Raw genomic sequence first — 12,873 nt, forward strand, 5'->3', positions numbered from 1 at the left:
TCCCAGGGGCGGCGAGTCGGGTGGTGGGCGGGGCGCTGTCGTCGCCCTACTCCCGTACATGGGTCGATGTCACCCTGGACGCCGGGGCCAACCTGGAGCGGTGGGCGTCGCTGGAGGGGGCGATCCCTCGCCTCCTCCTCGTCGACGGGGTCCCCGTGGCTTACGGCGAGGTGTGGCTGGAGGAGGAGGAGTCCGAGGCCGAGCTCGCGCACCTGGTGGTCGACCCGGCACGCCGTGGTGAGGGGTGGGGCTGCGCGCTGACGCGGCGACTGGCCGATCACGCCGCGAGCCTCGCCTCCGACGTCGTGCTGCGCGTGGATCCGGCCAACACGCACGCGCAGGGTGTCTACCGCCGCTGCGGCTTCCTGCCACTGCCGCCCGAGCAGCAGGACCTCTTCAACGCCGGGCAGCCCCGCCGCCACCTGTGGATGCGACGCGCATGACGCGGCGCCCCCGGCTCGTGGTTCCTCGCCTCCCCGATGCCTTCCCCTCATTGCCCTCGTTCCCCTGGTCCACTCCACACCGTCCCTCGACCATCAGGAAGCTCCTCGCATGAATCACATCCTCGTCACCGGCGCCGCCGGGAACCTCGGCGGGCGGGTGCTCGCCGCCCTGCACCGTCGTGGGGTTCCGGTGCGCGCCCTCGTCCGCCACGATGACCGTGCCGGCGCGCTCGTCGGCTCACCCGAGGTGGTGGTGGGCGACTACGACGACCACCACCGCCTGACCCACGCGCTGAGCGGGGTCCACCGGGTGTTCCTGGTCTCGGCGAACGGACCCGCCCAGGTCGCGCAGGAGTGCGCGGTCATCGACGCCGCCGTCGACGCGGGTGTCTCGCTGGTCGTCAAGGTCTCGGCCCACGGCGCCGACCCCGAGGCACCTGTGGGATTCTGGCGGGCCCACGCCGCCGTCGAGCGCCACCTGGCACAGTCCGGCATCCGCTCGGTCGTGCTGCGACCGACCTACCTGATGTCCAACCTCCTCGGCGAGGCGCCGCAGGTGCGTCAGCACGGCCTCCTGCCCTCGCCACCGCTCTCCGCCCCACTCGCGATGGTCGATCCTGATGACGTCGCCGACGTCGCGGCGCACGTGTTGCTCGGGGGCACCGGTCCCGACGTCACCCAGCGCACGCTGCACCTCACCGGTCCCGAGCCGGTCACGCTCGGCGCGGTCGCGACCCTGCTCGGTGAGATCGCGGGCCACCCGGTGCAGCACCTGGCCGCCCCGCCGGAGCAGGCCCAAGCCGCAATGCGCGCCCAGGGCGTGGCCGAGCCGGTCGTCGCCGAGATCCTCCGTCTCTTCGCCGCGCTCGACCAGGGCGCCTACGCCGCCACCACCACGACCGTCGCCGACATCCTCGGTCGCGCACCCCGCGACGTGCGCGACTTCCTGCACCGCCACGCCCACCTCTTCCAGCCGGCCGCCTGAGCGGCACCGGCACCAACCACCACGACAGGAACACCAACAGATGACCTCCACGACCTCCGGCCTCAACGACGGCGAGGCCACCCGCGACCCGATGGCCGCCCTGGCCACCCGCTCCGTCGCCGTCATGGCCAGCGGCACCCGCGACGACTTCGACGACGTCTACCACCCCGAGTTCCGCAACCGCGAGGCCTCCGTCGAACCTCCCGAGACGCGCGGCCGCGGGCCGGCCGCGGCGTGGGCCACGGCGCAGTGGCTGCGCGGCTCCTACGCCGACCTGTCCTGGGCGATCGGCGAGGTGCTGGTCCGCGATGACCTGGTCGTGGTCTCCGCGACCATGTCCGGACGCCACGCCGGCCCGGTCACCTTCTACGACGCCGACGGCGGGGTCGAGCGGGTGTTCCCGCCCACGGGTCGGGAGTTCGAGGTCGAGCAGGTGCACTTCTGCCGGCTGTCGGCCGGTCTGGTGATCGAGCACTGGGCGGTGCGCGACGACCTGGGGCAAGCCACCCAGCTCGGCTGGATCCCCCCAACCCCGGGATACTTGTGGCGCTGTGCCCGGGCGACTCGCCGCGCCCGACGCGCCCACCGATGACCATGAGCACGCCCCACCCCTCGCAGGAGAATCGGTTCGCGAGATCCTCGAGGTACAACCCCGCGTGGGTGACCGCCGCTGTCAGTGGTGGTGCCCCACCACTGATCCTGACCGAGTGGTTGTGCGAGGTCGTAGACCTGGCGCCAGGCATGCGGGTGTTGGATCTGGGCTGCGGTCGTGGCGCGTCCTCGGTGTTCTTGGCGCGTGAGTTCGACGTCGAGGTCTGGTCTGTCGATCTCTGGTTTCCCGCGGAGGAACGTCAGCGACGTGCCGACGACGCCGGGGTCGGCCGCCAGGTTCACGCCCTGCACGGTGACGCCCGAAGACTCCCGTTCCCGCGCGGCTTCTTCGACGCGGTCCTGGGCATCGACTCGTTCGGGTACTTCGGCACCGATGACCTGTTCCTATTGGACCTCCTCCCGCTGCTACGCAGCGAGGGCATGATCGGGATCGCTGGCGCCGGACTGGTCAACGAGATCCCCGACCGCGTCCCCGACGCCCTGACCCACTGGTGGGAGCCGTCGCTGTGGAGCCTGCACTCCGCCGCGTGGTGGTCCCACCACTGGAGCCGCACCGGACTCGTAGACATAGCCACGGCCGACACCCTGCACGAAGGATGGCGCCGATGGCTTGACTGGCTGCGCCTCGTGGCACCAGACAATCACGCGGAGATCGACGCCGTCGAGGCCGACGCGGGAGCCACCTTGGCCTACATCAGAGTCGCCGCACGTCGCGGTGACCAAGTCCTGCCCGATCGCGTTGAGACCATCCCGGTCGTTTACGAGCCCGCGCCGATTACGCTCATCCACCCGACCTGAACCCAGAAGCCGGACCGCACCCTGAAACGACGAATTGAGGCAGCGTGGACAAGTCGCCCCGTAGTACCGCTGCTGACGCCAACCGGCGCCGGATGATCGACGCCGCCCGCGAGACATTCGTCGAACACGGCTACGCCGCCACCACGATCAAGACCATCGCTCAGCGCAGCGGTCTGTCCCAAGAGAGCCTCTACAAGACCTTCGGCGGCAAGGCCGGCCTGTTGAAAGCGGCATACGACACCGCGCTTGCCGGGGACGACCAGCCCGTGCCGATGGCCATGCGTACCCACGCCCTAGCCATCCGCGACGCCACTACTCCCGAGAGCGCCGCAATCGCGTGGGCAGACATGGTCATCACGGTCGGGGACCGCATCGGGCCACTCCTCGATGCCGTGCTTGCGGCCGGTGCGACCGACCCCGCCGCCGCCGAGCTCCTGCAGACCATGGACGACGAACGCCTCGCCGGGGCCCGCATGGTCGCCCAGCACTGGGCCTCGGCCGGCTGGCTGTCCCCCGCTGCGGAGCCCGACGAGCACGCTCGTACCCTCTGGATCCTCAACTCGCCCGATGTCCGCCGCCTGACCGCAGGAGCCGGACGAGCGCCTGAGGAGTACCGCCGCTGGCTGGTCCACATGGTGCGCTCCAGCGTGCTGGCCACGGAGAAGTCCGGTGACTGACCTAGACCCGCTCCTCGCGCTCGAGGCCGGGCTCGCTCGCAGGACCTCACGCACCCGGGCACTCCCACTCGAGCGGCACCTCCACGACCCGAGCCCGCTCCTGCCACCTTCTTCTTCTCTTCTGACCGCCCTGTGGCAGGCCGCACCGAGCCTGCGCCCCCAGATCACAAAGGCCACCAAAACCCCCACCACAGGTGCCGGTGTCTCCCGGTTCCGTGACGACCCAATCGGCAACCTCACCTTCCAAACGATGAGCTGGATACATTCGCACCAGCAGTTCCTTCGATGGGACACGGTCGAGACCATTGGGCTGCGTCAGCACCTGGCAACCACCGCGCAGCGACTGTGCATGGCCCCCTCTCTCACGGCTCTGCAAGCATCGGCGCCCGCGGTCTTCAACGAGCACGCTCGATTCCTGCGACGCCTGATCACGCGACTGGCCGGCCCAACCCCTATCGAAGCGCCCGGAGCCCAATACTCACCTGACTTACAGCTGCAGCTGCTCGGCCTGGATCCATCACAGTTGCGCGGCAGCCTCCTCGACCTAGGTTGCGGATCGCACGCCCGCCTCGTGCGGCACCTGCAGCGCCGAGGGGTCGACGCCTGGGGCCTGGACCGTTATGCCGATGCCCCAGGATGCGTCGTCGGTGACTGGCTCCTAAACCCGATCTTGCGGCGAAAGCGATGGAGGTGCGTGACCAGCCACCAAGGATTCTCGCTGCACTTCACCCATTACCACCTCCAAGCACAGCCCGACATGGCGATCAGATATGCCGTCGCCTACCGCACCATCCTCGAGAACCTCCCAACCGGAGGCGTCTTCGCCTACGCCCCCGGACTGCCCTTCGTCGAGTCCGCCATCGATCGCAACCACTTCCGCATAACCCACCCAACGCCCGGCACCATCCAGGTGGGTGGGCTTCAGCTGCCACTCGCCACGCAGGTCCACGCGATCTGACCCGCTCATACCCTCGCGACCAACGCGCCGAAAGCCCAGCGCGAGATCAGCACGTATCGCGTGACATTCCTGCACTGGGTCGCTCCGCGAGCCGATCCCGTACCGGGTCGCTCCGCGAGCCCACCCCGTACCGGGTCGCTCCGCTAGCCCATCGGCTACCGGCATGCCCAGACCGGTGGGCCCAGATGGTGAACCGGCGGCCTTGGCCCCCATGCTCGGGCATCATGAGCGTGATGACTCGGAAATGGGACGCGACGATGGCTGGGGTGCTGAACCTGCCGTCCGGACGAGTCGTGCGTGGCCGTGGCTTGCGCCGACCGATGCCCGAGAGCACGATGCCGGACTTCGGGCTGTACCTGCTCGGGAAACCGCCGGCTGATGTGCGCTGGGACACGCGGTGGCTTCGCTGGCCAGACTTCCGGCTACCCGCCGACGAGGCGGACGCTCGGGACGCGTTGCGTGAGGCGTGGACCCGAGCCGGGTACGAGCGGGTGGAAATCGCATGCGACGGTGGACGCGGTAGGACCGGCACCGCTCTCGGTTGTCTTGCCGTGTTGGACGGAGTGCCGGCCAGGGAGGCGGTCACCTTCGTCCGCAAGCACTACCACCCTCGCGCAATCGAAACGCCCTGGCAACGCCGCTTCGTCGTCCGGTTTGGCGAGGAGTAACGGTGCCCCAGTGCGGGATCCTGCACTGGCGCGCTCCGCGAGCCGATCCTGCACGGGCGCGCTCCGCGAGCCGATCGGCTTGTGACACGCGCCGGCTGCCTTCAACTGATGTCGCCGCAAGCTCACGACGGTTCGCGAGGCGCGGCCCGGGGGAGGGCCACCTTAGGTCGGCGGCTCTGCTTCAGCGGTGCCAAAGAATGAGCCCGTAGATGCCCGTGTCCGTCTTGCTATCGCGCTGTGGCCTGCCGATGCGCCACGTGGGGCGGTGTCCAGCTTCTGTGCCGAGCATCGGATCTCCCGCAAGACGTTTTACGCGATCCTCGCCCGTGCCAGAGCCGAGGGCCAGGCCGCAGCGTTGGAGCCCCGGTCGCGGCGACCCCGGTCGTCGCCGAATCAGATCACCGAGGACGTCAAGCAGCAGGCGCTCGGGGTTCGGACCGCGGTCGAGTCCTCGGGCCTGGACTACGGCCCGATCAGCGTCCACGACAAGATGCTCGCCCTCGGCATGATGCCGGTGCCGTCGGTGGCAACGCTGGCCCGGATCTTCCGGGAGAAGGGCGTGGCCCGGCTGGAGCCGAAGAAGAAGCCCCGCTCGGCCTGGCGCAGGTTCGTCTACCCCGCCCCAAACGCGTGCTGGCAGCTCGACGCCACCGAGTACGTCCTGTCCGGCGGTCGCAAGTGCGTGATCTTTCACCTCATCGACGACCACTCCCGCCTCGCGATCGCCTCCCACGTCGCCCTCGGTGAGACATCCGAGGCAGCCATCGCCGTGGTCAACAAGGGCATCGCCGCGCACGGCGTCCCGCAACGGCTGCTGTCCGACAACGGCAACGCCCTGAACCCCTCACGCCGCGGCGCTCTGGGCCGGCTGGTCACCCACCTCAAGCGCTGGGCGTCGAGCCCATCACCGGCAAGCCCTACAAGCCCACCACCCAGGGCAAGAACGAGCGCTTCCACCAGACCCTGTTCCGGTGGCTCGACAAGCAGCCACTTGCCGGCACGCTTCGCGAGCTACAGGCCCAGGTCGAGAAGTTCGACTACATCTACAACACCCAACGCCCCCACCAAGGTCTGCCCGGCCGCACCACCCCGCAGGAGGCATGGGACGCCATCCCGGTTGCCGAGCCACCGATCAGCGACCCCAGCGCCCTGCGCACCATCAGCACCCGGCGCCCGACGCCGAAGCCCACCGCACCGTCCACTCCACCCCCGGCTCGCCGCGCACTCCGCCAGCAGGTGCCCGTCGCCGAGGCCCTGCGCACCACGACCGTGCGCCGCAACGGCACGATTCGGGCGCGCCACACAGAGTTCCTCATCGGCCGCCGATACGCCGGCCAGCCCGCCTACGTCCTCTACCACGCCACGACCCTGGAGTTTTTCGACCAGCACGGCACCGACATCGCCGAGGCCGACTGGCCCGACCCCGGCATCAAGTACGTCAGCGCCGACAAGCTCCGCCCCAACCCGATGGCGCCCGAATCCTCGGTCGAGGGCTCGACTGTCACCGATGTCCTGACACACGGCGGAACCGCCACCGATGTCTTGAGACATGAGTCGATCGTCACCGATCTCCCGAGACATCCACCGTCACCAGAGTCCTGAGGCAGAACTGTCACCGATGTCCTGAGACATCACAACCTTGAGGTGATCTTTCGGGGGGATGCCTCTGACCTGCGCAAACAGGCGCAGCGGGCGGCGTCCCCCCGCCGTCCCCCCCAGGTCGGGGGGACGGGTGAGGGGATGACCCGTCACGACCTTTCTCGTGTGAGACCGCGACGAAAGGACATGGTGATGAGCGTCCCCACGCAGCTGGGACTGGGCAGCCTCGACGAGGACCTGCTGGTGCAGGCACGAGACCGGTGGCCCTCTTGGGGGCGGCAGTACCCGGCGCTGGCCGCTGTCGGCGACCTGACCGACCTGCCCGGTTGGCTACCGGCTGCGGACCCCGCAGCGGCCGACGACGTCCTGCACGCCTTGGCCGTTCTGGCCAGCCCTCGCGGGGGTGACGACCTCGCCGCGGCCGGGACCTTGGCCTGGGTGCTGCTGCCCGGCGCCTGCGTCGTGGCCTACCGGCTACGGACCCTGACCTCCCGCATCGACGAGCTCGTGGCCGCCCAGCTCTGGCTGGAGGTGCGGTCCTTCGCGTGGGAGCGGCGGCGCAAGGTGGCCGCGAACATCGTGATGAACACTCGGCGCGGGGTGCTTCGCGACCTCGAGGTGGGAGAGCACGGTCGTGAGGTCGACGCCACCTGGGCCCAGGCGGTCCCGGTGCAGCCCGACGCGGAGCTGTGGACGGCTCTGGAGGCACAGCGCTACAGCGCGCCGACCAACAGGACCGTCGAGCTGGGCGAGCTGCTGGAGTGGGCGGTGCGAGCAGGGGTGGTCGAAAGGCGGGACCTGGACCTGCTGCACCGACTGTCCGTGGCCGCCTGCCAGGCCGACCCCACCCATAACCATCGCGGCCGCGGAGGGCTGTTCTCCCAGGCGGCCCGAGCCGCGGTGGCCGCCGACGTCGGAGACTCTGAGGCGACCATCCGGCGGCGCGCGACCGCGGCACTGGAGGCCATCGCAGCAGCCCGCGCCCAGATGGGGGCCGTCGCGTGACCCTTGAGCCGGCCCGCCTCGCTTCCGGGAGCGAGGTGATGATGGTGACGACCGACGAGGACCTGGCCCAGCTGGTGCGCGATGCGCGCGACGAGGGAGCCGCCGTCGCAGACCTGGGGGCGGCCGCGGCTCGGCTGCAGCGAGCGTGGGCCGCCCAGCGCCAGCTGGCCGCCCTGCCCGGGGAGCAGCTGCGTGAGGTGCTGCGGCTGCAGCGCGGAACCGGCCAGGGGGTGTCATGACCCAGACCGCGACCCGTCCGGTGTCCGTCAGCGAGCTGCAGCGTGCCTGGCGTGCGGTGCGCGAGGGAGAGTTCCGCTGCGACAGCCCTCGCCCGCGCCGCGGGGTCGCGAACCCGGACCCGGAATGCAGGTGGTCGCCGCCCGGGCCTGTCATCACGATCCTCGGGTGCCATCCGCAGGCCGGCGTCTCGACCCTGGCCGTCGCGATGGCCACGGTCGCCGCACCGGCTCAGGTGATCGAGTGCGCCAGCGCTACCGCTACCGGGCTGGCCTGTGCCGCCACCGCCGAGCTCGGGACCACTGACGGGTGGCGGATCGGGCGGCGTGGCCAGGTCCACCTCGCTCGGTCATCGACGGCGCTGCTGACCCCGGCCGAGGTTCCGGTTCCTCCCGCTTTCGAGGATCCTCAGCGCCTCCTGGTCCTGGACGTCGGGTGGGAGCTCGGCCAGCTCCTGGCCGGCCAGTCCTGGGTGAACCGGACCGTCGCAGAGGCGGCGTCGGCGGTCGTGACCACCACCGCCACCACCCCGGGGCTACGGCGACTGGAGAACGCCCTGACGATGCTCAGCCCGCTCGAGCCGGCCATCACCGTCCGCGGGCCGGCGCGTCGACGCTGGCCACGCCATCTCGAGGCCGGCCTGGGTCCGCTGAGCACCCACGCGAGCCGCGCCGGGCGCCTGCAGTGCATCCCGACCGACAAGGACCTGGCCGAGCGGGGCCTGACCGGACAGGACCTCCCAGCACCGCTGCTACAGGCAGCGGCCCACCTCCTGGCACTGACCGCCCCGAAACTCAACCTCATGGAAGGAACCACCCGATGAACATCCCCACCCTCACCGCCCAGATCACCCGGGTCTGCCCCCAGGCGCCGCCCGGCGCCCAGCGCTACGCCGACCAGCTCATGGGCTACGTCCTCTGGGGGGTCGGCATCCTCTTCGTGCTCGGCATCGTCGTCAGCATCGGCGCGATCGTCGCCGGCCGGGTCTTCGGCATGCCGCATGCCAGCAAGGCCGGTGTGGTCGGTGTGGCGCTGGTCTTCCTGGCCGTGCTGGCCTACCTCGTCGGCCCGGGCATCGTGGACAGCATGCTCGGTGCGGGCTGCATCTGATGATCGGGTCGCGAACCGAGCCGGGGGACCCGTGGAGCCGGCGCGCTCTGCTGCGCACGCTGGCCGGTGTTCTGGTCGCGGCCCTCCTTGCCGTCTTCGGAGTCGCCTACGCCGTGTATGCCGCGGTGCGCGGCCCGCTCGAGGAGCCGGCCGCGAAGGGCGGACCGCCGCCGACCTCCCTGCCCTCGGGAACCCAGCGACGCGACGCCATCGCGGCCGCGCCGATGCTCACCGTCCCTCCATCGGCCGCGCGCGGCGGCACCCCGGCCAGTGACCCCGGACCGACCATCACGGTCCCGGCCCCCACCGAGCTGGGCGCGGCAGAGGTACCCACCGGCTTTCCCCGCACACCCGAAGGAGCGTTGGGCCAGCTCGCGGCCATCGAGAGCACCGTGCTGCAGAGCATGTCGGTACAGCGCGCCACTGGTGTGCACCAGGCGTGGGCGCAGCCTGGGACGCCCCCGGCAGGGCAGTGGGCGTTGGTCCGGAGCATCCAGGCCTTCCACACCTCTCGGGCCGGCTCCGCAGCTGCCCCCCTGGTGTCGGCGACACCCGTGGCCGGTCAGGTCAAGGGTGTCGACGGCCCGGACTGGGTCCTGGCGTGCGTCCTGATGGATGTGCGTGCCCAGGTCGCCAGCACCGCCCGCATCGCCTACGGGCACTGCGAACGGATGCAGTGGCTCCAGGGGCGATGGGTGATCGGGGCCGGCCCCGCCCCGGCCCGCGCTCCGTCGACCTGGCCGGAGACGGCCCTGGCCCATGAGGCCGGGTGGGCCACCTGGTCCAGCTCCGGACCCACCGACGGGGAGGGCTAGAGATGGACTGGTGGGAGGTCATCGACCCGTTCACGCACCTGGGAAACTCAGCCGCCTCGATCGTCGCCGACGGGTGGACCACCGGCATGCTCGGCCTGTGGAACGCCGGGCTGTGGCTGCTGAAGCTGGTGCTGGGCCTCGAGGACGCCTTCCTAACCCCCGACCTGAGCGCCCAAGGCCCCATGCGCAGCGTCTACCCGTTGACGTTCTGGATCTCCGGAACGCTGGTCCTGCTCCTGATGATGCTGCAGCTCGGTGCCGCCGCCTTCCGCCGAGACGGGGACTCCTTGGCGCGGGTGGCCATCGGGGTCGCGCAGTACGTCATTCTCTGGGTCGCCTGGGTGGGGTACGCCGTCCTGCTCCTGGCCGCCGCCAGCGGACTGACCAAGGGACTGATGCAGGCCCTGCTGGGCGTGGACTCGATGCAGGCCTGGCAGCCGTGGAGCGGCTTGGACGCCGCGGACATCACCGACGGCACGATGGCCACCGTCCTGGGCATCCTCGGCATCTTCCTGGTCTTCGCGGCGATCGGGCACCTGCTGGTCATGCTCGCGCGGGGTGCGTCCCTGCTCGTGCTGTCCGCTACGGCGCCGATCTCCGCAGCCGGGCTGGTCTGGGAGGGCGGACGGTCCTGGTTCTGGAAGTCCTTCCGCTGGTTCCACGCCGCCGCGTTCACCCCGGTGGTGATGATGCTGATGCTCGGCCTCGGTGTGCAGATCACCTCCAGCATCGCGCTCGGCGCGGGCGACAGCGTCGAGAAGGCCATCGGGACCGCGGTGCCTGCCGCGATGCTGCTGCTGGTCGGGTGCTTCGCCCCGCTGGCCTTGTTCAAGCTGCTGGCCTTCGTGGATCCGGGCACCTCCTCGGGTGCGGCGATGAGAGCCGGCCTGGCCGCCCAAGGAGGGATCAGCGGTCTGCTCGGGCAAGGCGGCTCCGCCGGGCAGTCCTCGGCGGCCGCCACCAGTGACGGCGCCGGGCGCAGCCAGGGCGAAGTGGGAGCCGAGGCCGCGACGACCTCCCGGGTCGCCTCGGCCGCAGGCCAGGTCCTGGGCCCGGTCGGCAACGCCCTCGGAGTGGTCGTGGGGGCCGGCACCGCGGCCGCGACGATGGGGGCCGACCTGACCAACCAGATGGGGATCGGGCACAACACCTACATCCCGGACTTCGGCGGTGCACGGTCCAAGGGCGGCAACACCGGCGGCCCGAGCAGCGCCAACCAGAACAACCCCGAGATCAACGGCGCCGGCGCCCCGCCGCCGCCCAGTCCTCCCACACCGGCTGCCGCAGGAGTGGGAGGGGCCGGCGCCCCGGGCGCGGCCGGCGCCGCAGCGGGCGGGGGTGCCGCCGCAGGGGGCGGCGCCGCCGCCGCTGCCGCAGCCGTACCGATCGTCCCCGTCTGAGAGAAGGACACGTCATGACCGTGATCTACCGCGACTACTCCAAGGCCCGGATCGGCTGGCTCCCGTTCGGGCTGACCGGCTGGCAGGCCGGCGTGATCGCCGGGTCCGTGCTGCCGGTGTTCATCGCTCTGAACCGCGGAGCATGGGCGTCCGCCGGGTTGCTGCTGCTGGCCAGCGTCGCCGTGACCCTGGTGACGGTGGTGCCGGTGCGCGGCCGCTCGGCGACCGGCTGGCTGGTGGCCTCGACCGCGTTCGTGACCGGAGGGGTCGCGGGGTGGACCCGGTTCAGCTCCAGGGCGGCTCGAGGTGGTGTCGAGAACCTCGACCAGGCAGACCTGCCCGGGTCGTTGGCCGGGGTGGAGATCCACGAGGGCCCACCCAGCGGGCTCGAGGGCAGGCGGGTGGCGCTGATCCAGAACCACGCCGCCCGGACGTGGGCGGTCACGGCCGCCATCGTCCACCCAGGGCTGGGCATGCGCGACGCCGACGAGAGGTCCCGGATGGCCCAGGGGCTCGCGGACCTCATCGACCAGGCCGGTCGTGGCGAGCTCGTCGACGAGGTCCTCTTCCTCACGCGCACGGTCCCTGAGGACGGCGCCGAGCGCGACCAGTGGACGGCACGCCACCGCCGCGGCCCCGGCGGGCAGGTGCGCGCCATCAACAACGACCTGCAGCAGATCCTCACCGGCGCCTCGGTCCGGACCGAGACGTTCGTGACGGTCGTGGTCCCCGAGACACGGTTGGGGAAGGCGGCCAGGGAGGCCGGGCGCGGTGTCGAGGCCCGCGCCCAGGTCCTTTACGGCGTCATGGCCGAGATCGAAGCCCAGCTCAAGGGCGGGATGGGCTGTACGAACATCACCTGGCTGACCAGTCCCGAGCTCGCCGTGGCCTGCCGGACGGGGTTCGCCCCCGGGGACCGTGCGGGCATCGTCGACGCCCTGACCGCTGCGGCCGCCGGGGTCGAGGTCAACAGCCAGGTGCCGTGGGCGATGGCCGGGCCCTCCGGCGCCGACGTCGTGGCCCGGCACTACAGCCACGACGCCTGGAACTCGATCAGCTCAACCCTGCGCCTGCCGGTCAAGGGAGCCCTGCTGGGAGCGCTGGCGCCGATTCTGGCGCCGAGCGCCACCGGTGAGCGTCGCTCGTTCCTGGTGGCCTACCCGATCCTCTCCCAGCGCAAGGCGGCGCGTGCTGCGGCCTCGGGGGAGTGGGCTGCCGACGTCGGCAGCGCGCTGCGGGAGAAGGCGAGGATGCGCCAGTCCACCAAGGGCCGCGACGAGGTCGCCCAGGTCCGGGCACGTGAGGAGCGGCTCTCGCGAGGGAGCGCGATGACCCAGCCGTACGCGGTGTGCACGGTCACGGTGCCCAAGACCCTGCGGGTGGCCGAGTACGGGCGCCGCCTCGACGGCGCGATCCGCGCGGCCGGGTTCGCCGGCCTGCGGCTCGACCTGGCCCAGGACGTCGCGTTCGCCGCATCCGTGGTGCCCATGGGTATCAGCCTCACCCGCCGCGGCGACGGGTGAGGCTCCACGGCCGCCGGACCCGCCCACGGACACAGACCAGACG

Annotated in this window: 14 protein-coding genes and 1 pseudogene; all 15 read left to right on the forward strand. The window is 71.1% G+C overall.

What is annotated here, in order from left to right; all coding sequences use genetic code 11:
* The first annotated feature begins 23 nt into the window (after window positions 1-23).
* The 15 genes and pseudogenes from KMZ30_RS19165 (at window position 24) to KMZ30_RS19240 (ending at window position 12,830) form a co-directional block, all read left to right on the forward strand.
* Window positions 24-443 carry a GNAT family N-acetyltransferase gene (locus tag KMZ30_RS19165; RefSeq protein WP_215520120.1) on the forward strand — a complete coding sequence of 140 codons (420 nt, stop codon included), beginning with the start codon at window positions 24-26 and terminating at the stop codon, window positions 441-443.
* A gap of 109 nt (window positions 444-552) precedes the next feature.
* Window positions 553-1,428, forward strand: a complete 876-nt coding sequence (locus tag KMZ30_RS19170) for an NmrA family NAD(P)-binding protein (protein ID WP_215512015.1) — start codon at window positions 553-555, stop codon at window positions 1,426-1,428.
* Window positions 1,429-1,468: 40 nt separating this feature from the next.
* Window positions 1,469-2,020: an ester cyclase gene (locus KMZ30_RS19175; protein ID WP_215512016.1), complete on the forward strand. Its 552-nt coding sequence runs from the start codon at window positions 1,469-1,471 to the stop codon at window positions 2,018-2,020.
* A 68-nt stretch (window positions 2,021-2,088) separates the two neighbouring features.
* Window positions 2,089-2,838, forward strand: a complete 750-nt coding sequence (locus KMZ30_RS19180) for an SAM-dependent methyltransferase (RefSeq protein WP_215520121.1) — start codon at window positions 2,089-2,091, stop codon at window positions 2,836-2,838.
* Window positions 2,839-2,930: 92 nt separating this feature from the next.
* Window positions 2,931-3,515: a TetR/AcrR family transcriptional regulator gene (locus tag KMZ30_RS19185; RefSeq protein WP_215512018.1), complete on the forward strand. Its 585-nt coding sequence runs from the start codon at window positions 2,931-2,933 to the stop codon at window positions 3,513-3,515.
* Window positions 3,508-4,473, forward strand: a complete 966-nt coding sequence (locus KMZ30_RS19190) for a hypothetical protein (protein WP_215520122.1) — start codon at window positions 3,508-3,510, stop codon at window positions 4,471-4,473. The genes KMZ30_RS19185 and KMZ30_RS19190 overlap by 8 nt, the downstream gene beginning before the upstream one ends.
* Before the next feature lie 224 nt (window positions 4,474-4,697).
* Window positions 4,698-5,141 (forward strand): protein-tyrosine phosphatase family protein, encoded by a 444-nt coding sequence (locus tag KMZ30_RS19195; RefSeq protein ID WP_226905262.1) that lies wholly within the window; start codon window positions 4,698-4,700, stop codon window positions 5,139-5,141.
* A gap of 187 nt (window positions 5,142-5,328) precedes the next feature.
* A pseudogene (locus KMZ30_RS22690) lies at window positions 5,329-6,743 on the forward strand (integrase core domain-containing protein).
* A 189-nt stretch (window positions 6,744-6,932) separates the two neighbouring features.
* Window positions 6,933-7,745 carry a hypothetical protein gene (locus KMZ30_RS19210; protein ID WP_215520123.1) on the forward strand — a complete coding sequence of 271 codons (813 nt, stop codon included), beginning with the start codon at window positions 6,933-6,935 and terminating at the stop codon, window positions 7,743-7,745.
* Entirely contained in the window at window positions 7,742-7,984 is a 243-nt protein-coding gene (locus tag KMZ30_RS19215) for a hypothetical protein (RefSeq protein WP_215512021.1), read from the forward strand. Before KMZ30_RS19210 ends, KMZ30_RS19215 begins: the two co-directional genes overlap by 4 nt.
* Complete coding sequence (locus KMZ30_RS19220; RefSeq protein ID WP_215520124.1) at window positions 7,981-8,805, forward strand: hypothetical protein; 825 nt, start codon at window positions 7,981-7,983, stop codon at window positions 8,803-8,805. The genes KMZ30_RS19215 and KMZ30_RS19220 overlap by 4 nt, the downstream gene beginning before the upstream one ends.
* Window positions 8,802-9,092: a hypothetical protein gene (locus KMZ30_RS19225; protein WP_215512023.1), complete on the forward strand. Its 291-nt coding sequence runs from the start codon at window positions 8,802-8,804 to the stop codon at window positions 9,090-9,092. The genes KMZ30_RS19220 and KMZ30_RS19225 overlap by 4 nt, the downstream gene beginning before the upstream one ends.
* Window positions 9,092-9,907 carry a hypothetical protein gene (locus KMZ30_RS19230; protein WP_215520125.1) on the forward strand — a complete coding sequence of 272 codons (816 nt, stop codon included), beginning with the start codon at window positions 9,092-9,094 and terminating at the stop codon, window positions 9,905-9,907. Before KMZ30_RS19225 ends, KMZ30_RS19230 begins: the two co-directional genes overlap by 1 nt.
* Window positions 9,908-9,909: 2 nt before the next feature.
* Entirely contained in the window at window positions 9,910-11,307 is a 1,398-nt protein-coding gene (locus KMZ30_RS19235) for a type IV secretion system protein (protein WP_215520126.1), read from the forward strand.
* A gap of 14 nt (window positions 11,308-11,321) precedes the next feature.
* Window positions 11,322-12,830, forward strand: a complete 1,509-nt coding sequence (locus tag KMZ30_RS19240; RefSeq protein ID WP_215520127.1) for an SCO6880 family protein — start codon at window positions 11,322-11,324, stop codon at window positions 12,828-12,830.
* Window positions 12,831-12,873 lie beyond the last annotated feature (43 nt).

Source organism: Phycicoccus mangrovi (genome assembly GCF_018729305.1).
GTDB lineage: Bacteria > Actinomycetota > Actinomycetes > Actinomycetales > Dermatophilaceae > Phycicoccus > Phycicoccus jejuensis.